At 52.1% G+C, this 23,111-nt stretch carries 25 protein-coding genes; 11 read left to right on the top strand and 14 right to left on the bottom strand.

The features are described from left to right. Window positions 1-48: 48 nt before the first annotated feature. Together WH298_RS11665 and nac are read right to left on the bottom strand one after the other, a co-directional pair. Entirely contained in the window at window positions 49-495 is a 447-nt protein-coding gene (locus WH298_RS11665; RefSeq protein ID WP_180822912.1) for an acetyl-CoA carboxylase biotin carboxyl carrier protein, read from the bottom strand. Window positions 496-604: 109 nt separating this feature from the next. Beyond that, on the bottom strand, window positions 605-1,528 hold the full coding sequence (nac, locus tag WH298_RS11670) for a nitrogen assimilation transcriptional regulator NAC (RefSeq protein WP_049851333.1): 924 nt from the start codon (window positions 1,526-1,528) through the stop codon (window positions 605-607). Between the two features lie 486 nt (window positions 1,529-2,014). Between nac and WH298_RS11675 the strand changes: the two genes are divergently transcribed. Further along, window positions 2,015-3,217 (top strand): pyridoxal phosphate-dependent aminotransferase, encoded by a 1,203-nt coding sequence (locus tag WH298_RS11675; protein WP_180822913.1) that lies wholly within the window; start codon window positions 2,015-2,017, stop codon window positions 3,215-3,217. A gap of 114 nt (window positions 3,218-3,331) precedes the next feature. On the opposite strand, the gene WH298_RS11680 is transcribed toward WH298_RS11675, so the two are convergent. The 4 genes from WH298_RS11680 to WH298_RS11695 are packed head-to-tail and all read right to left on the bottom strand — an operon-like array spanning window position 3,332 to window position 6,658. Then, window positions 3,332-4,102, bottom strand: a complete 771-nt coding sequence (locus WH298_RS11680; RefSeq protein WP_180822914.1) for a 5-oxoprolinase subunit PxpA — start codon at window positions 4,100-4,102, stop codon at window positions 3,332-3,334. Between the two features lie 20 nt (window positions 4,103-4,122). Further along, window positions 4,123-5,109 (bottom strand): 5-oxoprolinase/urea amidolyase family protein, encoded by a 987-nt coding sequence (locus WH298_RS11685; protein ID WP_180822915.1) that lies wholly within the window; start codon window positions 5,107-5,109, stop codon window positions 4,123-4,125. Beyond that, window positions 5,106-5,816, bottom strand: coding sequence for a 5-oxoprolinase subunit PxpB (gene pxpB / locus WH298_RS11690; RefSeq protein ID WP_180822916.1), 711 nt, complete (start codon window positions 5,814-5,816; stop codon window positions 5,106-5,108). Before pxpB ends, WH298_RS11685 begins: the two co-directional genes overlap by 4 nt. Window positions 5,817-5,818: 2 nt before the next feature. Further along, on the bottom strand, window positions 5,819-6,658 hold the full coding sequence (locus WH298_RS11695; protein ID WP_049851337.1) for a transporter substrate-binding domain-containing protein: 840 nt from the start codon (window positions 6,656-6,658) through the stop codon (window positions 5,819-5,821). 269 nt (window positions 6,659-6,927) lie between these two features. Between WH298_RS11695 and WH298_RS11700 the strand changes: the two genes are divergently transcribed. Further along, a complete protein-coding gene (locus WH298_RS11700) occupies window positions 6,928-7,848 on the top strand; it encodes a DMT family transporter (RefSeq protein ID WP_180822917.1) in 921 nt (306 codons plus the stop codon). Between the two features lie 50 nt (window positions 7,849-7,898). On the opposite strand, the gene WH298_RS11705 is transcribed toward WH298_RS11700, so the two are convergent. Then, window positions 7,899-8,594: an RraA family protein gene (locus WH298_RS11705; protein ID WP_007886505.1), complete on the bottom strand. Its 696-nt coding sequence runs from the start codon at window positions 8,592-8,594 to the stop codon at window positions 7,899-7,901. Window positions 8,595-9,420: 826 nt separating this feature from the next. Here WH298_RS11705 and WH298_RS11710 point away from each other — a divergent pair. Then, window positions 9,421-10,116 (top strand): 3-keto-alpha-glucoside-1,2-lyase-like domain-containing protein, encoded by a 696-nt coding sequence (locus WH298_RS11710; protein ID WP_180822918.1) that lies wholly within the window; start codon window positions 9,421-9,423, stop codon window positions 10,114-10,116. Between the two features lie 42 nt (window positions 10,117-10,158). Here WH298_RS11710 and WH298_RS11715 read toward each other — a convergent pair whose 3' ends face one another. Next, on the bottom strand, window positions 10,159-11,718 hold the full coding sequence (locus tag WH298_RS11715; protein ID WP_180822919.1) for a carboxylesterase/lipase family protein: 1,560 nt from the start codon (window positions 11,716-11,718) through the stop codon (window positions 10,159-10,161). 154 nt (window positions 11,719-11,872) lie between these two features. Here WH298_RS11715 and WH298_RS11720 point away from each other — a divergent pair, with 154 nt between their 5' ends. The 6 genes from WH298_RS11720 (at window position 11,873) to grxB (ending at window position 15,833) form a co-directional block, all read left to right on the top strand. After that, window positions 11,873-12,775 (top strand): LysR family transcriptional regulator, encoded by a 903-nt coding sequence (locus WH298_RS11720; protein ID WP_007886513.1) that lies wholly within the window; start codon window positions 11,873-11,875, stop codon window positions 12,773-12,775. A gap of 98 nt (window positions 12,776-12,873) precedes the next feature. Further along, window positions 12,874-13,281: a DoxX family protein gene (locus tag WH298_RS11725; protein ID WP_007886514.1), complete on the top strand. Its 408-nt coding sequence runs from the start codon at window positions 12,874-12,876 to the stop codon at window positions 13,279-13,281. 152 nt (window positions 13,282-13,433) lie between these two features. Further along, window positions 13,434-14,354: a LysR family transcriptional regulator gene (locus tag WH298_RS11730; RefSeq protein WP_007886516.1), complete on the top strand. Its 921-nt coding sequence runs from the start codon at window positions 13,434-13,436 to the stop codon at window positions 14,352-14,354. A gap of 122 nt (window positions 14,355-14,476) precedes the next feature. Further along, entirely contained in the window at window positions 14,477-14,674 is a 198-nt protein-coding gene (locus tag WH298_RS11735) for a tautomerase family protein (RefSeq protein ID WP_007886517.1), read from the top strand. A 124-nt stretch (window positions 14,675-14,798) separates the two neighbouring features. Then, window positions 14,799-15,152: a putative quinol monooxygenase gene (locus WH298_RS11740; protein ID WP_007886518.1), complete on the top strand. Its 354-nt coding sequence runs from the start codon at window positions 14,799-14,801 to the stop codon at window positions 15,150-15,152. 33 nt (window positions 15,153-15,185) lie between these two features. Beyond that, on the top strand, window positions 15,186-15,833 hold the full coding sequence (gene grxB / locus WH298_RS11745; protein ID WP_180822920.1) for a glutaredoxin 2: 648 nt from the start codon (window positions 15,186-15,188) through the stop codon (window positions 15,831-15,833). Between the two features lie 25 nt (window positions 15,834-15,858). On the opposite strand, the gene WH298_RS11750 is transcribed toward grxB, so the two are convergent. Further along, the gene (locus WH298_RS11750; protein WP_180822921.1) at window positions 15,859-16,752 is read right to left on the bottom strand and encodes a LysR family transcriptional regulator; all 894 of its coding nucleotides are present in this window, start codon (window positions 16,750-16,752) and stop codon (window positions 15,859-15,861) included. A gap of 117 nt (window positions 16,753-16,869) precedes the next feature. Here WH298_RS11750 and WH298_RS11755 point away from each other — a divergent pair, with 117 nt between their 5' ends. Next, window positions 16,870-17,307, top strand: a complete 438-nt coding sequence (locus WH298_RS11755; protein WP_180822922.1) for a hypothetical protein — start codon at window positions 16,870-16,872, stop codon at window positions 17,305-17,307. 109 nt (window positions 17,308-17,416) lie between these two features. On the opposite strand, the gene gfa is transcribed toward WH298_RS11755, so the two are convergent. The 5 genes from gfa to WH298_RS11780 all read right to left on the bottom strand — a co-directional run bounded on the left by gfa (window position 17,417) and on the right by WH298_RS11780 (window position 22,067). Then, window positions 17,417-17,992 carry an S-(hydroxymethyl)glutathione synthase gene (gene gfa / locus WH298_RS11760; RefSeq protein WP_180822923.1) on the bottom strand — a complete coding sequence of 192 codons (576 nt, stop codon included), beginning with the start codon at window positions 17,990-17,992 and terminating at the stop codon, window positions 17,417-17,419. A 58-nt stretch (window positions 17,993-18,050) separates the two neighbouring features. Next, window positions 18,051-19,160 carry an S-(hydroxymethyl)glutathione dehydrogenase/class III alcohol dehydrogenase gene (locus tag WH298_RS11765; RefSeq protein ID WP_180822924.1) on the bottom strand — a complete coding sequence of 370 codons (1,110 nt, stop codon included), beginning with the start codon at window positions 19,158-19,160 and terminating at the stop codon, window positions 18,051-18,053. A gap of 308 nt (window positions 19,161-19,468) precedes the next feature. Further along, window positions 19,469-19,957: a helix-turn-helix domain-containing protein gene (locus WH298_RS11770; protein ID WP_180822925.1), complete on the bottom strand. Its 489-nt coding sequence runs from the start codon at window positions 19,955-19,957 to the stop codon at window positions 19,469-19,471. Window positions 19,958-20,130: 173 nt separating this feature from the next. Next, the gene (locus WH298_RS11775) at window positions 20,131-20,406 is read right to left on the bottom strand and encodes a metal/formaldehyde-sensitive transcriptional repressor (protein WP_007886526.1); all 276 of its coding nucleotides are present in this window, start codon (window positions 20,404-20,406) and stop codon (window positions 20,131-20,133) included. A gap of 290 nt (window positions 20,407-20,696) precedes the next feature. Beyond that, window positions 20,697-22,067, bottom strand: coding sequence for an MFS transporter (locus WH298_RS11780; protein ID WP_180822926.1), 1,371 nt, complete (start codon window positions 22,065-22,067; stop codon window positions 20,697-20,699). A gap of 105 nt (window positions 22,068-22,172) precedes the next feature. Here WH298_RS11780 and WH298_RS11785 point away from each other — a divergent pair, with 105 nt between their 5' ends. Further along, window positions 22,173-23,039, top strand: a complete 867-nt coding sequence (locus WH298_RS11785) for a LysR family transcriptional regulator (RefSeq protein ID WP_180822927.1) — start codon at window positions 22,173-22,175, stop codon at window positions 23,037-23,039. The last annotated feature ends 72 nt before the right edge of the window (window positions 23,040-23,111 follow it).

Consider the following 23,111-nt stretch of genomic DNA (forward strand, 5'->3'; position numbering starts at 1 on the left):
GCGGTGATTGATCGACCTACAAAATGCACGTATTGGTAGCGGCGCGATTTATCGCGCGGTGTTGACCTTATCCGCCAACGGCGCAAATGTCAGAATCTCCTCGTCGTACTCCACTGGCGAAAGATGCTGCGGCGTGAGCGCCTGCACCGTGCCGCTGGCGGAACTGCGCACCGGCACATACAGCGGGCCCACCTGCACCAGCGCCACCACGTCGCCAGCCTGCACGTGTTGGCCAGGCGCAACAAAATCCTGCTGATTATGCGGATGGCGGCGCAGCAGCGTGCCGGGCATCGGTGCGCCGATACGTTGTGTTATGGGGGGAATTTCCGGGGCGGGAACCCTCGCGGATACGGGCGGTGGCGTGGATGGCGTGACGGCAAAAGTTAACCGTATCGACCAGTGCTTGCCATCCAGCGCCAGGCTGCTCAGCCCCGCACTTTGCATCTTGCGCGCCAGGGCACGCAGCGTTGGCAGCGGTATTGCGGTTTTTTCCATAACATTCCCGTCAAAGCGAAGCACGCCCGCCGAAGCGGGCAAAATCGTAATCTAGCGCGTTCGTAAGACGGGCAGTAAGAGGGTTTCGCTTTGCGGTAATAAGCGGGTCTTATCCCACCAGCGTTAGCGGATGGTTCTCGACATTGCGGCGTGACATCAGCGACAGCAGAATCGATTTCACCGCTTCAGCCGGTTGGGACAGCGGCAGGTGATCGGACATGCAGAACGACAGCGACACCTGCACATCCGGATCGACAATCTTCGCCATCCACGCATCGCCGCTTTTCAGCATCGCGCGCGCCGCAGACTCCGGCATGATGGTGGTGCCGAGACCGGCGCTCAGTGCGGCATTCAGCGTGGTTTGTGATTCGATTTCGCATTTCACGCGGTACTGCAGATTGTTATGCACGAAGGCATCGTCGAGCACTTTGCGCATGATGTTATAGACGCGCGGCAGGAACAGATCGTACTGCGCCACCTGCGCCAGCGGGATCTCTTTCACCGGCTGGGCGAGGCTGAACGGGCAGACGAAGTAGAGATCCTCTTTCATTAGCGGCATAAAACGCAGGCCGTGAATGGTGCGATGATCGTAAATCACCGCCATATCCATGCGGCCATTCATGATCAGCTCGCTTAGCGTGGTGCCAAAGTTCTCATTGAAGTAGAGCACGATGCCAGGGTGCTGCTGCTGCACTTCCATCATCAGCGGTAACGCGAGGTTTTGCGCGGCGGTGCCCGGCGCTAAGCCGACCGAAACGCTGCCGCTCAGCGAGGCGCCCACCAGCTCAATGGCGCTTTGTGCCTGCTCGCACTGGCGCAAAATCGCCTGCGCGTGGGAATAAAGCGTTTTACCGGCTTCGGTCGGCGTCACGCCGCGCTTGGTACGAATGAGCAGTTGCTGATTCACTTCCCCTTCCAGCGTGGCCAGCTGTTGGCTCAGCGCAGGCTGGGCAATATGCAAAATATCGGCCGCCTGGGTCAGGCTGCCTACATCAACAATTTTAACAAAGTACTTAAGGCGACGAAGATTCATGGACACTTCCTCCAACAGAACGCATGTCTGTTACTAAGCAAAGTTGATGCCAAAATAAGCTTTCGCTATTGAACTCAGACAGGAGGGTAGAGCCACAGTGCCTCCTAAGGCTGGTGCTGAGTTGGTGAGTTGCCGTGACGGCACGTGCTAGATCGCCACCTTTGCACTGGTATGGTGCGTGTCACTCATTAGATTTGGCGATGATGGGAGTGAGTAGAGTGCCGGTGCGCGGTGTCATCCGGCACTAAAAGTAACACTCTATTAACATCGCGTCAGGCGGTGGCGCGTGACCTGCCGCGCATTTCCACATCAGGCTCGCCACCTTTATGACGAAAGTGTGCGGTCGGTTCAGTCATCGCTTTGTGTTATATCACCACAACAAAGCACTATTAACCGCCGCTTCGGGCAAAAACCTATTCTCTGGTAAACGTGGTGTTTGCAGCTTGCTGCGAGCCGTTCATGCTGACACAGAGCCAGGATTAACCCATGCCCGAGATAGCCGATCGATTAAACAATGTTACCGTTTCAGCCTCCGTTGCCATGACCCAAAAGGCGCGCGATCTCGCGGCGCAGGGGATTGATGTGGTGGCGCTCTCCACTGGCGAGCCCGATTTCCCCACGCCGCCGCATGCGATTGAAGCCGCCTACGCTGCCGCGCGCGGCGGTGATACGCGTTATCCGCCCACCGACGGCACGCCTGCGCTGCGCAAGGCGATCCAGCTGAAATTCAAACGCGACAATCAGCTGGATTATGACGTCAGCCAGATCCTCACCGCGGGTGGCGCCAAGCAGATCATCTTTAACGCCATCATGGCGACCATCAATCCGGGCGACGAAGTGGTGATCCCCACGCCGTCGTGGATCAGCTATGCCGATATCGTCAAATTCGCCGGTGGGATTCCGGTGGCGCTGCCGTGTGCGCAGGAGAACGGCTTTAAACCGCTGCCTGCCGATCTCGATGCCGCCATCACTGACAAGACCAAATGGCTGCTGCTCAACTATCCGAGCAACCCAACCGGTTCGGTGGCGACCAAAGCGGAATTGCTGGCACTGGGCGAGGTGCTGTTGCGCCATCCGCAGGTGTGGATCATGACCGACGATATCTATGAGCACCTGATTTATGACGAGGTACGCTTCTACACGCTGGCGCAGGTTGAGCCGCGCCTGTTTGATCGCGTACTGACGGTGAACGGCGTGTCGAAAGCCTATTCGATGACCGGCTGGCGCCTGGGCTTCTGCGGCGGCCCGGCGCCGTTGATTAACGCGATGAGCAACGTTAATACCCAGAACAGCGGCGGCGTCTGTACCTTAACGCAGGCGGCCGCGGTGGCGGTGCTGGAAGGTCCACAGGATCTGTTGCAGGAGCGGGCGCGCATCTACCGCGAACGCCGCGATTACGTGCTGGAGCGCCTGACCTCGATTGATGGCCTGCGCTGCCACAAACCCCAGGGCGCGTTTTATCTGTTTGTGAATATCGCCGGCTATATTGGCAAAACCAGCGCCGGTGGTCGGTTGATCGCCAATGATGCTGATTTTGTGCTGGCGTTGATTGAGGAGCAGCACGTGGTGACAGTACAGGGCGCGGCGTACGGGATGAGTCCGTTTATTCGGTTGTCGTATGCGACGAGCATGGAGCGGTTAGAGACTGGATGCGATCGCATTGCGGCGTTTTGCGACAGCTGCGTTTAATGTCCTGATCGCCATGCATAACGACAACTACCTATCACCTCGTAGGGTCGCCATTCATGGCGACCAGGTGCGCATAAATGCGCACCCTACGAAATACCAGGTACAAATTTCGGGTTATTGCGCTAACACTTCCGCGGCCGGGGCGACCTGATGGCCGCTGGCTTCGATTTCGCTGCGTACAATATTGGCGAGCGCCAGTGAACCGGGCGTGTCGCTGTGAACCAGAATCGAACGCGCGCGCACCCTGATCTCCTCGCCTTCAATCGTCGTGACCGTGCCGTGCTGCAAAAACTGACGCACGCGGGCGCGCAGTGCGTTCTCTTCTTTGATCACCGAACCGGCGATGCCGCGCGGCACCAGGCGACCTTGCGCGTCATAGGCGCGGTCGGCCAGGAACAGCGTGAGCGTTTTCAGGCCTGCAGCCTGCGCGGCGGCTTCGATGAGCGTATCGGGCTGGGCGAAGATGATCAGATTGTTATTGATGCGCGCCACTAATTCCATCACCTGTTTTGCCAGCGCGGCATCGCGATTGACGATGTTGCCCATCGCGGCGTGGAAGCTGAAGTGCGACACCTGCGTACCTTCTGCAACGGCAATCGCCATCAGCGCACCGAGTTGATACGCCACCTGCTGGCAAATCTCTTCGGCGCTAAACGGCAGCTCGCGACGGCCAAAACCCTGGCGATCGGGCAAGCCGGGATGCGCACCAATGCCCACGCCATGCTCTTTCGCCAGCCGCACCATGTTGGTCATGATCGCCGGATCGCCCGCGTGGAAACCGCAGGCGATATTGGCCGACGACACCACTTTCATTAGGGCGGCGTCATCGCACAGCTGATAAACGCCGAAGCCTTCGCCCATATCGGAATTCACATCAATCTTCATGGCTGGGTTCCTGTTACGGATTAAACGGTAAGGGCTTTACGCAGTGGCTGGCAGCTGAGGCGCAGCCGATTCAGCCAGCGCGCAACTTCCTGTTCGATGGCGATGGCTTCGCGCGCATCGCTCTGGATCAGCTGGATCGACTGACCCGGCAGCACCTGCCCAAGTCGCCACAGATCCTGCTCGATCACCCCGGCGATCTTCGGATATCCGCCGGCGGTATTGGCATCGCTGAGCTGGATAATCGGTTCGCCACCCGGCGGCACCTGCACAATGCCGGGGATCAAACCGTAGGATCGCATCTCAACGCTTTCGGATGGGAAAATGGGATCGCCCGCCAGTCGATAGCCGGTGCGATTGCTTTGATTGGAGACTTGCCACGACTGCTGCCAGAAACGTGCGGCATCGGCGGCAAACAGCGGATATTCGCCCGACGGTATGGCGCGCAGCTGTATTTCACCGGCGTTGTTACGCGGAAACCAGCTCTGCAAGGCGCTGTCCGGCGGTTCAATACCGATGCCGCTTACCGGCAGCGGCGGCACGCGGCTTTCGCCCAGCGCCAGCCGATCGCCACGCTGAAGCGGGCGTCCATCAACACCACCGAAACCGCCGCGCAGCGCGGTACTGCGCGAACCGAGCACCAGCGGCACATCAATCCCGCCGGCGACACACACGTAGCCACGCGCGCCGCTGCGCGGGTAACGCAGCTCCAGCAGTTGCCCGGCGCGCACGCCGCAGCCCCACCATGGCGGCAGCGGCGTGCCATCCAGCGTGGGTCGACAATCGGCACCGGTCACCGCGATGCTGCTGTCCTGCAGAAAACGCATGCGAAACGGGAACAGCTGCACTTCAAGTGCCGCCGCGTTTTCATCATTGCCCAGCAGCAAATTACCAGCACGCAGCGCCAGCGCATCCATCGCGCCGCTCACCGATACGCCCATGTGGCGGAAGTTGAAACGTCCTAAATCCTGTACCGTATTCAGCGCACCGCTCTGTTCGATCTCAATCACAGCTCAATCCTCTGCGGAAGAAAACGGATGCGATCGCCCGGCGCCATCAGCGCAGGGGATTCCGCCAGCGGGTCAAACACCGCCAGTTCGGCAAAGCCAATAGCATTCCAGCCGTTTGGACCGGTCAGCGCCGAGACGCCCGCCTGCGCGCCGCCGATGGTGACGGTGCCTTTCAGCATGCTGAGCGACGGCACTTTCTTACGCGGCGTCGCTAGCTGCGGATCTAAACCATGCAGATAGCCGAAGCCCGGCGCGCTGCCTAAGGCAAACACCGTGTATTCGCTTTGATGATGCAGACGTACCACCTCACGCGGGCTCAGACCGGTATGACGACACACGGCTTCGAGATCGGTGGCGTGTTCGCCGCCATAATGCACGGGAATTTCAATCAGTTTGCCCTGCGGGCTGATCGCCTGCGCCTGATCCCAGGCGGCGTGCAACTGCATGCGCACGGCGGTTTCATCGGCTGGAATATGGCGGAACAGCACCAGCAGGTTGGTGACACCGGGAATCAGCGCTTCAATCGCTTCGTCGGCATGCAGCAGGCACGCCAGCGACCAGATGCGGCGCTGTGCCGGGAGATCGAAACCGCCCGGCGCTTCCACCAGCCACGCACGTGCACCAATGGTGGAGAGTTTGATATCAGAGGAGCAAGCCAGCGCGGGGGCGCTGGCGGGCTGGAGAGCAGAGTGCGACGTCACGGGCATGGTTATTCCAGCGGTTCAAATTTCAGACTGGAGAGCGGCTGCACGCGCTCTTCGCGCACCATTTTGTATTCGGTATTTGGTCCAATCCAGGTGTCCCAGATTTTGTCGATAGTGCCATCATCATCCATCGCCTTCAGGCTGCTGTTGACGCTGGCCAGCAGTGCCGGCTCGTCACGCTTCATGCCGACACCAATCGGCTCCAGCGCCATGGGCTCTTTAATCATCGCCAGATTGATGCCGTCTTTTTTCGCCTGCGAGATGGTTTTGATGCCGGTCATGGTGTTGGTGACGAAGCCCACTGACTTGTTCTGCTGCAGCGCGAGGAACGCGGAGGCTGAATCCTGGAAAGTCACCGCTTTGCCGCCTTTGATGTGGATCGACTGCTCAGAGGTGGTGCCTTTAGTGGCGCTGATGCGTTTCCCCTGGAAGTAGCTCAGCGGCTTATCGGCCAGCGGTGCTTTCACCAGCAGCATCTCTTTGGCGACGTAATAGGGATCGCTGAACTGAATCTGGTTGCCGCGGGTTTTGGTGTAGGCAAGGTTGGCGATAAGCACGTCGGCGCGCCCGGTGGCGATTACCGCAATGCGCGCTTCAACCGAAGTCGGCACCAGCGTCAGCTTGACGTTCATCTGCTTCGCCAGCGCGTTACACAGATCGATATCCATCCCCGCCAGCTGGCGTGTTTTTGGGTCCGGAGAGGAGAAGGGCGGGACGTCCGAATAGACCGCACACTTCAGCTCGCCGCTGGATTTGATGTTCGCCATCATGTCTGCATGCGCAGCCGAAATAGCCAGTAGCGGCAGCAGTGCCAGCCCGATGGTGGTAGGTCTTTTCATGGTCATGTGAACGTCCTCAATGATGAATACCACGGCGTCACCGGGTCGGAGCGCCAGCGTTCTCGCTTTTCTGGACTATATCGGCTTTGTTTTCAGACTAAAAAGAGGGAAACCCTGTTGTGCAATAGCGAAAAAATATGACCAGCGGGGCATAAGTTCTTTCTATTCGGGCAGAGCGAAAAAGTGTTATCCAGCGCACACTTTTCTCGCCAGGCTGCACGCATGTCCTCTCGGCAGTCCCGCCGATTGCAAGTGGTAGAGAGAATAGAAACCGCATGAATGCCCGATTAGGCGTGTTACTGAAGATTTTGGCCGCGCTATGCGCCACGTTGATGCTGGCGTGCGTGAAGGGGCTGAACGGTGCGATTCCCACCGGCGAAGTGATTTTTTTCCGCAGTTTTATCGCCCTGTTTCCGCTGTTGATATGGCTAAAAGTGCAGGGCAACGTGCTGGAAAACCTTAAAACGCGCAACCTGTTTGGCCACTTCATTCGTGGTTTTTCCGGCACCGGCGGCATGTATTTTAACTATCTGGCGCTGGTGTACATCTCGCTGGCCGATGCGACGGCGCTGAGCTACGCGGCACCGCTGTTTACCGTCATTTTGGCGGCGATGCTGCTTAAAGAGCGGGTGCGCATGTCGCGCTGGGTAGCGGTGGTGGTGGGGTTATCCGGCATTTTGATTATGCTTTCCTCCAGTCTGAACGCCAGCGGCGCGCTATTTTCCAGCCAGGCCAGCAACGCGACGACCAGCCTCGGCGTGGCGTTTGCGTTGATTGCGGCGCTCTGTTCGGCGACCTCGAACGTGCAAATCCGCTTTCTTAACGGCATCGAGAAGCCGGGCGCGATTGTGTTCTATTTCTCGCTGATGACCACCCTTATCGGCCTGGCAACTGCGCTGTTTGGCTGGACCCAACCCAACGCGTTGCAGCTGTTACTGCTGGTGGGCTGCGGCTTGTTTGGCGGGCTGGCGCAGATTTTAGTGACGCTAAGCCTGCGTTACGCCGATGCCTCGCTGCTGGCGCCGTTCGATTACACCACGCTGGTGTGGTCGATGCTGATTGGGTATCTGTTTCTGCATAGTTTGCCGGGCAGCACCACTTTACTGGGGGCATCAGTTGTGGCGCTGGCCGGCATTTTCACGGTGTGGCGTGAGAATCGACAGCGTAAACTGGCGATGGTGAGCAGTACGCCTTAGCAAGGTGCGCAGGAATGCGCACCCTACAACGGTGAAACATGGACATTGCGTTAACGAAACACATCATCAATGATTTCAACCTGCTTGCTGCGCAGCGTCTCATCCAGCCAGCTGCGCTCCAGCGAGCCGGTTTTTGCCAGCTCGAAGTTGCGTTCATCAACAATCAAATAGGCCTGTGCCGCTTCGAGAATACGCGCCGCATCCTGGCGTGGAATGACAATCACGCCATCCGCATCGCCCAACACGATATCGCCCGGTGAGACGTGGATTTTGCCGCAGGCAATCGGCACATTGATTTCACCCGGACCATCCTTAAATGGGCCGCCCGGCGTGTGACCGGCGGCGTACAGGGGGAAGTCCATGCGCGACAAACCGTCGATATCACGTACCGGCCCATCCAGCACAATGCCTTCCATGCCGCGCTGTTTGGCGTAAGTCGCCATCACTTCGCCCATCAATGACTGACTGCGATCGCCTTCGTTCGACAGGATGATCACATCGTTACGGCCCGCCATGTCTAACGCTTTATGTAGCATCAGGTTGTCGCCAGAGCGGGCTTTGACCGTAACGGCCAGGCCGCACATTATCGGCTGGCGCGGCGCGGTTTTCAGGCTGATCTCCGACGACAACGCGGGCAAGCGGCTCATGCAATCGGCTACCACCGCAGCCGGCAAACAGCGAAAGGCTTCCAGCAGCGGTTCGGCATCGGCCGGACGACGTAAATAGATTCGGTTTCCTGCGCTCATCGTTATTTTCCTGTAAGGGATGTTTTGATAATCGGATAGTGATATTTAATCGTTAATTAAATGGGTAAAAATAATTGTTTTATTTTATGACTGTTTAATGCGTCAGCTTATTAAGCATGCACTCAAGTAAACTCTTTAATAATCAGCTGTGTTTAAAGCTTACGCGATTGCATCGGTGTTACGTATCGGATGTTACGGCTAACGGAAACAGGATCACGAAATAATATTGTGCCGTTATTTAACTCGCTGATAATTAATTTTATTGGATTTTATTATGGGGGGATAAATTTAAAGTATTAGCTGGCGGGAGCTCTATTGGCATGTATCAGTGCAGGATCATTTTGAGAGATGAAAGCACATGGGTTGGGATTCACAAAAGCGGAACAGCAAAAACCTAGCCATAAGCTGAATTTCTAAATGTGGGTGCCCGGACGCGGAATTGAACCACGGATACGGTGATTTTCAATTCTCATGTATAGATTTAAGGATTGATTTTGTCATGGAAAGTTATGTAGTTAACGGGCGTTGACGGAGTTATGCAGATGTACACCCGAACTAATTTCGGATGTGCTTGATGAAAAAAGTTCCCGTAATTTCCACCAAAGGTGGAGAACGCAAATCAACGCAAGCCATTAAGCTGGCGGGTACCAGTCTCAGAACGTATCTGAACGCTGGCGACCAATGCTACCACTCACTGAATGATCTGAGTAATGTCATTCTAAACAAACTGTATATTCTGTTAATGCCCTATAGATATTTATTATTTTTACTATCGCCTTTATCGTAAATTTGCATAAACGCGATTTAATTTTTAAGGCGCTCATACATGTTTAAAAAAAGTGGATTATTAACGGTTGGCTGCATGATGGCTTTCAGCGCAGACGCCAGTACAGCATTAACTTTACCCGCTAAGGATTTCAACCTAATCGGTGTCACTTTGGAAGAAGGCAATTTTAAAGGAAGTGAAGCCTTACGCATGTCGATGCCTTCTCGTCAGTGGCAGGACCCTGATAAAGAGACGCTAACCGATCGCAATTTTATGGCGTGGCTACCGATTAACTTCCATAGCGGCATCATTGAAGTCGATCTTGCCAGTACGCTGGCGGCAGGAGCGCCGGGTTACGCAAGGGGTTTTGCGGGCGTATCATTTCGCATTCAGCCAGATGGCAGCTTCGAAAACATCTACCTACGTCCAACTAATAGTCAGTCGCAGGATCAAGTACGTCGTAATCACAGCGTTCAATATTTTGCTTATCCAAATTTTCGATTCGACAGGCTGCGTAAAGAAGCGCCTGAGCGTTATGAGACCTACGCGGACATTAAACTCAATGAATGGACTCATGTGAAAATCGTAGTTTCAAGTCAGCATGCCACGCTGTATTTGAATAATAATCCAACACCGGCCTTCATGGTCAACGATCTTAAATTGGGTAGCAAAGCTCAGGGCGGTGTCGGTATTTGGATTGAGTCAGGTACCAATGCCTGGTTCAAAAATTTAAAAATCACGGCAGAGAGCAAATAATAAAAAAGCGGCTCGTCATGGGCCGCCGAACATGAAATTTAATTATCGCTGACGCTGTAATCGTTGGTTAATGAACACCACATCATCACGGTCTACAACCGGCTGCATTTTTCTTTCTACAGCAATATGCATCTCTTGCGGCGAGGCGGGATCATATTTTTGCCATGGCTGGTTTTCAGACGGGACATTCGGATTGCCATGCTTAATAAAATTAATCCACGCCACCTGCATTTCATTGGCAACATTCTTCGCCTCTTCATTCCAGGTATCAGCATCGATAAGATTATTGAAAATAAACTTTAGCTCCGAGCCATGAATAACGCCCAATCCAGTCGTAGCGAGATCCGGATCGACATAATCGAAGTGATAGACATAGACTTCGCGATGACGTGCCAGCGCATCGGCATACAGATAAACACCACTGCGCAGTAATCCCAGCGTAATAAGCTGGTTCATGCGCGCTGCAGCGCTGTATTCCATGTTGACCGGAAAACGTTGCAAAACCTCAGCGGCATTGTCACCAAAGGCACTCTCGATGAGTGATACATAGTGCTGTTCAGTTGCCTCTGCGGGTACGAAAAGACTCCCTTCATCGGTATTAAACCCTGCAAGCAACCTGACCGGATTTATCTCACCTTTTGCGACAGTTTCCATGGGGTCTGCATGATAAACGTGTCCGTCAGGCACGGGCCAGAAGCCGGCGACTTGCGGTGGCTGCAGAGTAGACTCAGCTGAAACGGCCAACAATTTATAGACAGGCAGTTCCCTTAAAGCGGCCAGACCTTTTGCATCATCCTTCAATCCCAACTTATCAAAAAAATGCGCTGCCTTATCGTGGGCCTGTGCAAGAGAGAGAACATTTTCTGGTGCAACCGCCGTGGCGTTAGGCAGGCTTCCGCTTTGCATAATCGCCTGATCAAATAAGCCCCTGGCAAGCGGAGAAACAATCAGCGTACTGACCGCGTAAGAGCCAGCGGATTCTCCACCCACCGTGACGCGCGAGGGATCACCACCAAATGCCCGGATATTTTCCTGTACCCATTTGAGAGCAGCAACCATATCGAGCAGTCCCCAGTTGCCCGTGGTGCCATGTTCTTCATACGCAGCAGCCGAGGGCAGAAAGCCCAGCGTGCCCAGACGGTAGTTCAGAGTGACAACCACGATACCCTGCTGAGCCAGATGTTTTCCTTCGTAAAGCGGTTGAGAGCCGCTTCCCAGAACGTAGCCGCCACCGTGAATGAAAACGTAAACCGGAAGCGCCGCTGTGCTGCTGGCCTCCGGGCTCCAGATATTCAGATACAGACAGTCTTCGGAGAAATTACCCTTACCATCCTGATAGCTCATCGGCCCAAACTGCGTCGCATCCTTGACGCCTTTCCAGGGTTGAACCGGAACGGGAGGTGCAAAACGGCGCTTTCCTACAGGCGGCTGCGCATAAGGAATGCCACGATAAATATTTACGCCGTCGTACGAGCTGCCGCGCAGCTTACCCCGTGGTAAGTCAACTTCATGTGGAATTTCGTCTGGCCATTGCGGGGCACTGACTGGCGCCAGAAAATCTGACAACCAGCGGTTTAGGCCCGTTAGCTTATTACCTTCCATCGTATTAACCTCAGTATGAAGAAAGCTCAATGCTGGATTGGAGCGTGAATGCTTCACACCTTAGATTTGGAACAAAATGAAATAAATGACAAATTCATACATGCTTTATATATGATTTGTTTTTAATGAAGGGTAACGATAAACCCGAGGGGTTATGGAAAGAATTGAATGTGACCGCATGTTCATCGCGGTAATGGAAACCGGTAGTTTTACGGCGGCAGCGCAACGGCTTGATGTCAGCCATGGACAGGCATCAAAACTGATCTCACGTCTTGAGCGTGAACTGGGCGTGACGTTGCTGCGACGCAGCACCCGTTCGTTGACGCCTACCGAAGTGGGGCGCGCTTATTACGAACAGATTCGTCAGCTCATCGCCAACTATGATGCCCTCAATGACTCGGTCCGAAACTCCTCGAACACCCCTTCAGGCATATTGCGTATATCAGCGCCGGTGACCTTCGGCACACTGCAAATGCCGGATTTGTTGATCGAGTTCGCGCATCGCTATCCTGATATCGAACTCGACGTGCGTTTTGCTGACCGCCTGGTAAACGTTATCGATGAAGGATTTGATCTGGCCTTACGTATTGGCAAGTTGGATGACAGCAGCTTAATTGCCAGAAGACTCTGTGATATCAGGATTGTCCTTGTCGCTTCGCCTGACTACCTCTCAGCACGGGGAACGCCCAGCCATTGGGAGCAACTCACTGAACATGACTGCGTAGTGGACACGAATTTTCGAGAACCTTACCTGTGGCCATTTATTGATGAAAATCAGCAGCTCATCACGCAGGCAGTGAATGGCAGAATGAAATTTTCCAATGCAGAAGTGTGTTTAAATGCCGCCATTGCAGGGTTAGGCATATCCCGCCTGCCTGGGTTTGTGGTCAGCGAGGCGTTGAAAACGGGTAAGCTTCAGACCGTACTTCCCTCGTCGGAAGCACCGCCAATGGGGCTGTATGCCGTCTATCCGCCGGCAAAATATATTGCGCATAAATCCCGTGCACTCATCGATTTCCTGGTTGAAGCCTTTGCCGGCACACCGCGGTGGGAATAATTTCTGTTTTGGAAATAAAGTCACCTTTTTTAACCGGATAATCTCCATAAAGGAATAAGTGTAGAGTTCTCTCATCAACTTAATGAGAGGAAAACACCATGTTCGATACCCGTACAACACCTTATGCAGCTCTGGTCATGCGCCTGTCTTTAGGCATACTTTTTCTTGCGCACTTCGGGCTGAAGTTTTTTGTCTTCACACCGGCAGGTACCGCTAAATTCTTTGCATCGCTGGGTTTGCCGGGTGGTCTGGCTTACCTCACCATGGCAGTAGAGTTAATTGGCGCGATTGCACTGATTCTGGGTATCTACACCCGTATTGTTGCTGTGGTGCTGATCCCGGTTTTACTGGGCGCCATTGTCACTGTGCATGGACCTGCAGGCTTCTTCTTTACTAACCCGAATGGTGGCTGGGAATTCCCTGCATTCTGGATTGTGGGTCTGATTGTTCTGGCATTGACCGGCGACGGCAAGTTTGCCCTCAAACCTACCACAGTAAAAAAATAAGATTGCTAAAGATGGCGAACAGATTGTTCGCCATCTTCATATTTTCCGCATCGAACTCGTTTCCCTTCCATCTGATTGATCCCTCACGTGCGCTGTTTTGCGTTTAGAGTTTACGCTAAAGTAACCCTCTGATTTTCATCCAGGCGCTCACGATGCCAACAGTGATTTCTACCGAATCTTTCAGCAGTATCGTCCACTTTGTGACGGCGGCTAACGCCAGTAGCTTTACTGAAGCTGCTGAACAGTTGGGCGTGTCGAAATCGGCCATTGGTAAAAGTATTCAGCGACTTGAGCATAATCTCGGCATTCCACTGTTTCATCGCACTACACGTAAAATCAGCCTGACCACGGAAGGCGAAGCGTATCTGGCAAGCTGCCAGAGTGCGCTGGAAACCCTGCAAATGGCCGAGATGGCGCTGCGTTCAAAGCTAACGGAACCCACTGGCACAGTGAGGATTGATTTGCCAGCCGCCTTTGGCCGCTCGGTGATGATGCCGGTACTGATGGACATGACTAAGCGCTATCCGCATCTGAAGCTAACCATCACGTTTAACGATCGCATCATTGATCCGCTGGATATTGGTTTTGACCTCGCCATCCGCTTTGGTCCAGTTAAAGACACCACCGACCTCATCGCGCGTAAGCTGAACGACCAGCATTTGATTATCTGCGCGTCACCCGCCTATATTTCGACGTACGGAAAACCTGAGACACTGACCGAATTGGCCGATCACCGCTGTATTCTGGCCTGGCGCGGTGGCGCGCCGCTTAGCTGGCTCATCCGTGACGAGAGCGGCAGGGACATCAGACTTAAACCCACACCTTTTCATCAAATCAGTGATGGCGATGCCATGATCGATGCCTGTATTGCCGGGGCCGGCTTGATTCAGTTTCCTGAAGCGCTTTTGCGACCCCATATCCAGGCTGGAAAACTGGTGCCACTGCTTGCCGCCTGCAATCCAGCGCCCACCGAGCTAAATGTTATATGGCCCCGCGCCCGTCATTTACTCCCCGGTGTACGTTTTATCATTGATGAGTTGATCGAATTAGCGGCACAAAAAGCATTCGAGTGATTGTAGATATCAGTTCTACACTCTGTCCCCTTTGAGCCTGTTTATCCACTTCAGCTATCAGCGTAGGATTTCTTCATCGTCAGGTTGTCTGACAGTTCGTCCACTCATGAAGGGGTTCTACCATGCCAGTAGTTAATATCCAGATGTTCGATGGTCGTGATGATGCTAAACCTGCTATCGCTAAAGCAGTGACTGAAGCTATTGCCACCCACGCTAAAGTTGACCCGCAGTATGTCTATGTCATTTTCAACGATGTAACCACCAGCAACTGGGCTATCTCAGGTGAGATTTTTGCTGAGACGCTGAAAAAGTCGAGCTGACCCGCAGCGCACCTCCGTCAGATTCGCCGTTATGCCCCAGCGCATAACGGCATATTCCTCTTGCGGAGAGTCTCTCCCTCTCTTCTTTGCACGTTCGCCTGCTCCCACAGTTCTGGAGATTACGATGAAAAATGAAATTACCTGCGTGTTTAACCTGGCCGTCAATGACGGACAATTTCCTGCGTTTAAAGCATTGGTATCACGCGTAGTCGAAGCCACCAGTAAAGAACCCGGCACGCTGAGTTACGTCTACAGCGTCAGCGACGATCAGAAAACAGCGCACATCGTTGAGCGTTATCGTCAGCAAGACCTGGTGAGCCATGTTGATCACACATTCGCACCTTTCGCTGAAACCTTTCTCTCCTTAGTCACTATCACTGGCCTGACGGTTTACGGCGAACCCGATGATGAAATTCGTAAGCGTTTAGATCCCTTTGGTGCCGTGTATATGACGCCTTTTGATGGATTTACCCGTTAATTTTGTAGATTAAAAACGATGAAAGACTCCGCTATGAAACTTTATGTGTACGACCACTGCCCATTCTGCGTGCGCTCACGCATGATTTTTGGCTTGAAAGATGTTGCGTGCGAGATCATTACGCTGCCGAATGATGACGAAGCAACACCAACTCGTCTTATCGGCAAAAAAATGCTGCCGGTTCTGGTCACTGAAAGCAATGAAGCGATTGGTGAAAGCCTGGACATCGTCAAATACATTGATGAAAACTACGGTTCGGCGGTGGTGACGGTGCCTGATAATTCAGCTATCGAAACCTGGATGGAAGAGGCGACAAAACTGATTTATCCGCTGGCGATTCCGCGCTGGGCAAGCGCTGATTTTGACGAGTTTCGTCAGGATGCTGCGAGACACTATTTTGTCAGTAAGAAAGAAGCCGTTTTCGGTCCCTTCGCTCGTTTGATGGAACAAACCGACAGCCTGGTGGCGGAGATAAATGCCAAACTCGAGGTTCTTGAGCTGTTGCTCTCGCAGCAAGAGCGGGATAGCGGGCATTTCTCGTTGACGGATATCCGTCTTTTCCCACTGCTGCGCTCGTTATCCATTGTTAAAGGGATAACGTGGCCAGCCGGGGTAGATGAATGGCGCAGAGAGATGGCCGTAAAATCCCATGTTAATCTCAATGACGACGTCGCTATCTGAGCTGATGTTGACGGGCGGCAGAGAGTTAAAGCCGCCCGGAACCAAACTGGTCTGAGGCAAAATCAAGGAAGCTGCGTACCTTCGGCGTCAGGCGGCGATCGGGGGCGTGGAGAATATGCAAAGGACGTGTGGGAATGTTAAACGCGCCTAATACCTGCACCAGGCTGCCTTCGTCAATCAGAGGTTTAACCAGTTCAGCCGGCTGTAGCGCTACGCCCTGTCCAGCGCGGGCAGCATTAATGAGCGCTTCTCCGCTGTCCAGCATCAACCTTCCTTCGACGGCAACACGTAGCATCCCTTCAGCGCTTTCAAACTCCCAATGTGTTCTCAATGAGGTATGGCTGAAAATCAGGCACTCATGTTGGCTCAGATCGCTAGGATGAACCAATGGCGGTGCATCATCCAGGTAAGCTTGTGAAGCACAGGCAATCAGCTGGTAAGGGTGTAACGCGCGGGCGACCAAACCACTGTCCGGCAGATGCCCAACCCGAAAAACGATGTCAAAACCTTCATCAATCAGGTCTACCATTCTATTTGCCAGCATCATTTCAACCGTAACGTCTGGGTTCTGCTTGAGGTATATCGGAAGTAAGGGGGCAAGCGCATGAACGCCGAAGGTGACCGGAGCGTTGATGCGGATGCGGCCTCGCGGTGTCGCTCGCGTCTCTGCTGCAAAGGATTCTGCCGCTTCAAGTTCAGCGAGAATAATTTTTGCCCGCTCATAGAAGTCGCGACCCGCTTCAGTCACGCTGTGCTGTCGGGTGGTGCGGTTTATCAGGCGAACACCCAGATGTTGTTCAAGGAAGGAAACGTTTTTTCCAACCAGCTGTGGCGACATATCCAGCGCTTCAGCGGCAGCGGTAAATGAGCCCAGTTCTACGGAGCGCGTAAAAACCGTCATACTGGTAAGACGATCCATTAGAAACACCTTGTTGTAGATGAGCCAATAAGTGGCATTTATGATGTCATCTATTTTTAACGCGTTCAACGTCAGCCAGACGCTTAACGTTCTTCCCTGGCAGCTAGAGAGTGTGAAATGATAAACGCTGAATTTTCCCTATTACGTGAAAGTACGCATTTTTTCTGGCCAGAATCGGCCAAAAGAATTGATGTCGCTAAAGGAGTGGATTACATCCTGTCAGGAATTACGGCTCAGACATCGCTTACCGCCTGGCACCTTGAGATGATGATTTATCGCACCGAGGAGATTATTGAATCCGATTCGACAATCACCCCGATCCATGGTGAGGCAATCAGTCAAGATCCGTTGTTAAAGGCCGTATGTGCGAGCTATTTAGACGGTGCATCTTTAGCCACACCCGAGCATATTGAGGACGCTTTCAATAGACTGGCGGATGATATTTCCTACCATCCACTCTCTTTATCGGAAGAGGCGCTGCAGGAGCTCGCAGGATTTGTGTTTGTTCGCGAGATAACCCATCACCTTGGCATCACGGCGATTCACTCTGCATGATTTCAGGCACAAAAAAGCCGGTTACTGCAAGGCGAGTAACCGGCAAAGCGTCATTGCCTATCATTGTTTTAGTGAATAAAGTTACTGACAGACACTCACTACGAGACGATTATTCCTGCCAGGTTCCAGCCTGTTTGGCGCTGTGAGCTGCCAGCATGTCCATCAGTTCTGGTGACAGACAATCGTATGGCGTCAACGCCAGGTCAGATAAGCGCTCACGGACGTCGGCCATTTTAGAAACAGGCGCGCCGCTTTCAATAATCGACGAAACGAACGCTGCAAACCCTGGCGCAGACCAGCCTTCGGCATCAGACAGTTCAGTGTGAACAAAATCCAGACCATAAAAGGCATGTTGCGCGTTCTCAATGCGGCCATACATGTGGACACCACAGTGAGTACAGGCATGACGTCTGATCAGGGCATTTTCATCAACGACTTTCAATTTATCTGCGTTTGCAATGACAGAAACGTTGTCTTTGGGAACAACTGCAACCAGTGAGAATAGTGCACCTGAAGGTTTCCAGCATTTCGTACAACCACAGGCGTGGTTAAACATTGTCTGGCTATCGAGCTTTACTTCAACCTGATTCTCCGTGCAGTGGCAACGCAACACGCCACCAGAAAAATGCTCATGTGCAGCTTTGATGCCGGCGTCTACCGCTGGATGTATTTTCTGAACGTTCATGAATTAATCCTTGATTAAACAGGTGCGACAAGCGCGCCGCACCCGATGCGTTGAGAGATCAGTAGTGGATAACGGTGCGAATAGATTTGCCTTCATGCATCAGGTCAAATGCATCATTAATGTCATCAAGTGCCATGGTGTGAGTCACAAATGGTTTCAGCTCAATTTCACCCTTCATGGCATCTTCAACCATTCCCGGCAGCTGACTACGGCCTTTAACGCCACCAAATGCAGAGCCTTTCCACTGACGGCCCGTAACCAGCTGGAACGGACGTGTGGAAATCTCTTTGCCCGCACCGGCTACGCCAATAATGACCGACTGACCCCAGCCACGGTGAGCAGACTCTAATGCTGCACGCATCACGTTCACATTGCCGATACATTCGAAGGAGTGATCGACACCCCAGCCAGTCATTTCAACAATGACGTCCTGAATCGGTTTGTCGTAATCGTTTGGATTGATGCAGTCAGTCGCGCCGAACTGCTTAGCCAGCTCGAACTTGGAAGGGTTGGTATCAATAGCAATGATGCGGCCCGCTTTTGCCTGACGCGCGCCCTGAATGGCTGCAAGGCCGATGCCGCCTAAGCCGAAAATGGCCACTGAATCACCAGGCTGCACTTTTGCCGTATTGTGAACAGCGCCGATACCGGTGGTTACACCACAGCCGAGCAGGCAAACATGCTCGTGATTGGCTTCTGGATTTATTTTCGCCAGAGAGACTTCAGCCACCACGGTGTACTCACTAAATGTTGAGCAACCCATGTAGTGGTAGATCGGCTGACCGTTGTATGAGAAGCGCGTTGTGCCATCCGGCATCAGGCCTTTACCTTGGGTGGCACGAACTGCGGTGCACAGGTTGGTCTTGCCGGATTTGCAGAACAGGCATTCGCCACATTCAGCGGTGTAAAGAGGAATGACATGATCGCCAGGTTTTACGCTGGTAACGCCTTCGCCAACCTCAACGACTACGCCAGCACCTTCATGACCAAGAACTGCAGGGAAAACGCCTTCAGGATCATCACCTGACAAGGTAAAGGCGTCAGTGTGGCAGACGCCCGTGTGACTGATTTTTACTAACACTTCACCCGCGCGTGGCGGCTCAACGTCAATTTCAACAATTTTTAAAGGTTGGCCTGGGCCAAATGCAACAGCAGCGCGTGATTTCATAATGGCACTCCACTTAATTGAGGGTTCGGATTGAGCGGAGTGGTTGTTGGCAAAATGCTAATCACGCCGCTCTGGAGAGGTGGTAAAGGTTTATCGAGTAGGGGGAGTATAAATCGTATACCCTATGGGGGTATACATGATTTTTGGTATTCATAATAAAAACAATATATCTGTTTGTTTTATAATGAAATTAAAAATAAGGGTAATTATTGGTAGTGCCCAGAACCTCTCTAAACGCTCGCTTTATGATAAGCAATGAGAGCTGTGATCGCTGTTAGGCTATCGCTACCACAGAAGATGAGAGAAGGTTAATGAGCCGTATCCCTACCCTGGAAGAAAGGATAGCTCTGAAACATTTCTGACCTCATGTTTTCAACATATGCGGGTTCGCCACAATAGGCCTTGCGGATGCTCCCTGGCGGTTCATTAACATAATGACGATAGACGCGTGTGAAGGTTTGCTGACTGCTAAAACCATTATCCATTGCGATCGACATAATATTTTTGTCGGTAGTGATGAGCGCACTGGTGGCGTTTATTACACGACAAATGCGAATGTAATCAGCTATTGATATCCCGGTAATGTCCTTGAATCTCCGCTGAAAGTACCAGTGGGTATAACCGCTTCTTCTGGTAATAACGTCAACTCTAAGATTTACATCAAGATTGTCATCAATCCACTTGATAATGTCTCTGACAACAGCGTGCAAGACAAGCTCTCTGCTATTGCATTCATCTGTTTTAACTGAATAATTTATCATGCCTAGGCTGATTTTTTGGTTGCTTGAAATAGTCATATTGATCATCCGTAAAATTCTGCACAAACTTTAGCACATAGAGTTACGGCCACTCGTTCAAATAATTTAACGATGATAATTTAATAGACTGAGCTTGTTAATTTAGACATAAAAAAAGCAGCACCCAAAGACGCTGCTTTTCAATGGAACGGAAAGAGTAACCGTCGATTCAATTACTTAAAATAAGAGCGAACTAATTTAACCAGCTCACCGATTTCCTGTTCACTGCCGCTATCAGAGTTTAACTTCCCCGCGAACTCTTCTTTTATGTAGCTTTCCAGGACCTCGGTCATCAGACCATTTATTGCGCCTCTGACAGCAGCCATTTGCATCAATACAGGCGCACAATCTACGCCAGCTTCCAGCGATCGCTGAATGCCTTCGCATTGCCCCTGTATCCTTTTAATTCTGTTAAGCGCTCGCTTTTTATCTTCAGGAGAGTGTGGCATACATCCTCACATACTGTACCGGGGTATATCATAACATGAAGGCGCTATCTTCATTAGCGATGACTGCTATAACTGGTTATCGCTTAAAAATAGGCTTGTTAGCCTGCAGCTATGAGCGTTGCCGGACAGTTTGCCAGATGGGAACTGAGACTCCAATACCCCCTGATAGTGCTAATTCACAGTGTAAATTTGATCATGCCCCATGATAAAGGGGCAGTTCATTTCGAGTTAACAAACACCACGTTTGCAATGGTTCTGTTCAGTGCCGACATCCATCTTGATAGTAAGAGCTATATTTCGACGGCTTCGCGCGTGCGTCTCGTCATCACGAGATTTATCACTATGCACAACAGTAAAGCCAGGGCAGATAGCAGCATCGCTTTAGCCATACCGTGCGAAAATGTTGCAGTATCGGTATGGGTTATTAGCGCCCCAAAGATGGCGACGCCCACGACCCCACCTAACTGTCTTGCTGACGCCATCAAACCCGAGGATATGCCGGCATCGTGCTGTGAGACGGAAGCAAGCAGGGTATTGGTGACTGAGGGGACTGACATCGCGCTGCCCATTCCGACCAACATGAGTGCGCCATTCAACAGCCATAAAGATGCGTTAACAGATAATTGGGATAACACTAAAAACCCAATAATTTGCACGCTAAATCCAGTGGTGATGATACGTATCGCACTTACGCGACGTGCAACTCGTGAAGATATCATCGTTGATACGGTCAGAACGGCGGTCAAAGGAATGAAAGCGATGCCAGTCTGGAATGCACCATAGCCTTTAACGGTCTGGAAAAAGAGGCTAAGGACAAAAACGGTGCCGTAAAAAACCAGATTGATGACGGCGCCACTGAGGCACATTGCAATCAGCATCTTATTTTTGACTAAATGAGGAGGCAGCATAGGAGACGCAACATGCCTTTCCGTGACGGTAAATATTAAGGCTGAGAGGATTGCCAGACATAACGCGATAAGAGGCAGCATTGTCCAGCCCCGATCGCTCGATTCTGTCAGGGCATACGTCAGGGAGGCGATGGCGACAGCGCTGGCTATCTGACCCGGCACATCGACTTTCTTGTCTACACGTGGAGAGGCTGGAGCAAAACGCAGGATGAGGATAATCGCGATAAGGCCAATCGGAACATTAATTAAAAATACGCTTCGCCAGCCCAAATATTGAATGAGAATCCCGCCCAGTACCGGCCCGGCAGCTAGAGCGATACCGCCACAGGCACCCCACATAGCCACTGCGGTACGACGGGTGTTTGCATCCTGGAAAGTCAGTCTGATTAACGTTAAGGAGGTGGGTACCAATAGCGCAGCGCCCATTCCCTGAAGACCACGCAGCGTAATCAACATTGCCATACCGTCAGCTAACCCGCAGCCGATCGATCCCAACGTAAAGACGCCAAACCCCCAGGCAAAGACACTTTTAGCGCCGAACTTATCCCCTAATGCGCCGCCAAGAATCAGCAGTGCTGAAAACACCAAGGCATAGCTATTGATGACCCATTGCAGGCCAGTAAGGTCGGTTTTAAACGCCTCTCTCAATGCGCTCAATCCAACATTCACCACGCTGACATCGAGTTGAACGACCAGAAAGCCCAGGCAGGATGAGATGAGTATTGCCGCTAAGGTGGGCGTTATTTTCGACATTACTAACTAAGCCAAAGTGAGTTAACCATGACTAAAGGATAAGAATTGACACGGTATGCGTAAATATTAGAATTTGCACACCATCCATGCAAAAACGCATACATCATGAATTGGGAAGATCTTCGCTTTTTTCTGGCCATTGCCAGGGCCGGTACGATTTCAGGTGCTGCAAAAGGTTTGAAAGTTGATCAAGCCACAGTGAGTCGCCGACTGGCGTCGCTTGAAGCAGAATTGGGCATTCAGCTGTTCATCCGCCTGCCTCGTGAGTCGCGCCTGACAGCGATAGGTGAAAAAATTTTAGACGAGGCAAAGGAGATTGAGGCCAAAGTTTATTCCGTTGCGCGGCTCTCCTCCTCAGTTAAAACATCTACCCGTTCACGGGTGGCGATCTCGGCTCCACCCATACTCGCCCGACATTTTTTTGCTCCCGCTATTTTTGAAATGACGCAGCAAAATCCTGACATCCAGCTCTCTATCCAGAGTGAACCACAATTTGTGTCTCTTTCAAAAATGGAAGCTGATTTATCCCTGCGCCTCTCTCCACCAATAGAAGATACCGATATTATAAAAAAAGCAGGGCGAATGAATTTTGGTTTATATGCCGCACCTCATTACAGGAATATAAAAAATTCATCTGTGTGGGATTTCATTGCCTATTCCCAAAAGGAACCCAGTTTTGAGCATAAAAGATGGCTTTATGACGTTATAGGGGAGAGGCGGGTTTGTTGTGAAGTCAGCGATTTAAGTAATCAATATGAGGCAGCTTGTTCGGGAATTGGCGTTGCGGGTTTACCCTGTTTTTTAGCGGATATAGAATCCCGGCTGATAAAATTATCCACTGAACAACCGATGCTAACGCTGGATATCTGGTTAGCAAAACACCCGGACCTGCGTGACGATGCACAGATACGAAAAGTCGCACAGACAATCACTGAATGTTTAGATAAGAAAGGATTAGGTTTGAATCAGTAAGACGTTAACTATGTCGGTCTCATACAGGCTATGCACATAAATGGATGTGGATTTCTCCACATCCTTTCATTA

It is taken from the genome of Pantoea nemavictus (assembly GCF_037479095.1).
Taxonomy (GTDB): domain Bacteria; phylum Pseudomonadota; class Gammaproteobacteria; order Enterobacterales; family Enterobacteriaceae; genus Pantoea; species Pantoea nemavictus.

Bases quoted from the DNA above. Each gene is read 5' to 3' on its own strand.
- WH298_RS11665 (WP_180822912.1), bottom strand. From the start codon at position 495: ATGGAAAAAACCGCAATACCGCTGCCAACGCTGCGTGCCCTGGCGCGC.
- nac (WP_049851333.1), bottom strand. From the start codon at position 1,528: ATGAATCTTCGTCGCCTTAAGTACTTTGTTAAAATTGTTGATGTAGGC.
- WH298_RS11675 (WP_180822913.1), top strand. From the start codon at position 2,015: ATGCCCGAGATAGCCGATCGATTAAACAATGTTACCGTTTCAGCCTCC.
- WH298_RS11680 (WP_180822914.1), bottom strand. From the start codon at position 4,102: ATGAAGATTGATGTGAATTCCGATATGGGCGAAGGCTTCGGCGTTTAT.
- pxpB (WP_180822916.1), bottom strand. From the start codon at position 5,816: ATGCCCGTGACGTCGCACTCTGCTCTCCAGCCCGCCAGCGCCCCCGCG.
- WH298_RS11695 (WP_049851337.1), bottom strand. From the start codon at position 6,658: ATGACCATGAAAAGACCTACCACCATCGGGCTGGCACTGCTGCCGCTA.
- WH298_RS11700 (WP_180822917.1), top strand. From the start codon at position 6,928: ATGAATGCCCGATTAGGCGTGTTACTGAAGATTTTGGCCGCGCTATGC.
- WH298_RS11705 (WP_007886505.1), bottom strand. From the start codon at position 8,594: ATGAGCGCAGGAAACCGAATCTATTTACGTCGTCCGGCCGATGCCGAA.
- WH298_RS11710 (WP_180822918.1), top strand. From the start codon at position 9,421: ATGTTTAAAAAAAGTGGATTATTAACGGTTGGCTGCATGATGGCTTTC.
- WH298_RS11715 (WP_180822919.1), bottom strand. From the start codon at position 11,718: ATGGAAGGTAATAAGCTAACGGGCCTAAACCGCTGGTTGTCAGATTTT.
- WH298_RS11720 (WP_007886513.1), top strand. From the start codon at position 11,873: ATGGAAAGAATTGAATGTGACCGCATGTTCATCGCGGTAATGGAAACC.
- WH298_RS11725 (WP_007886514.1), top strand. From the start codon at position 12,874: ATGTTCGATACCCGTACAACACCTTATGCAGCTCTGGTCATGCGCCTG.
- WH298_RS11730 (WP_007886516.1), top strand. From the start codon at position 13,434: ATGCCAACAGTGATTTCTACCGAATCTTTCAGCAGTATCGTCCACTTT.
- WH298_RS11735 (WP_007886517.1), top strand. From the start codon at position 14,477: ATGCCAGTAGTTAATATCCAGATGTTCGATGGTCGTGATGATGCTAAA.
- WH298_RS11740 (WP_007886518.1), top strand. From the start codon at position 14,799: ATGAAAAATGAAATTACCTGCGTGTTTAACCTGGCCGTCAATGACGGA.
- grxB (WP_180822920.1), top strand. From the start codon at position 15,186: ATGAAACTTTATGTGTACGACCACTGCCCATTCTGCGTGCGCTCACGC.
- WH298_RS11750 (WP_180822921.1), bottom strand. From the start codon at position 16,752: ATGGATCGTCTTACCAGTATGACGGTTTTTACGCGCTCCGTAGAACTG.
- WH298_RS11755 (WP_180822922.1), top strand. From the start codon at position 16,870: ATGATAAACGCTGAATTTTCCCTATTACGTGAAAGTACGCATTTTTTC.
- gfa (WP_180822923.1), bottom strand. From the start codon at position 17,992: ATGAACGTTCAGAAAATACATCCAGCGGTAGACGCCGGCATCAAAGCT.
- WH298_RS11765 (WP_180822924.1), bottom strand. From the start codon at position 19,160: ATGAAATCACGCGCTGCTGTTGCATTTGGCCCAGGCCAACCTTTAAAA.
- WH298_RS11770 (WP_180822925.1), bottom strand. From the start codon at position 19,957: ATGACTATTTCAAGCAACCAAAAAATCAGCCTAGGCATGATAAATTAT.
- WH298_RS11775 (WP_007886526.1), bottom strand. From the start codon at position 20,406: ATGCCACACTCTCCTGAAGATAAAAAGCGAGCGCTTAACAGAATTAAA.
- WH298_RS11780 (WP_180822926.1), bottom strand. From the start codon at position 22,067: ATGTCGAAAATAACGCCCACCTTAGCGGCAATACTCATCTCATCCTGC.
- WH298_RS11785 (WP_180822927.1), top strand. From the start codon at position 22,173: ATGAATTGGGAAGATCTTCGCTTTTTTCTGGCCATTGCCAGGGCCGGT.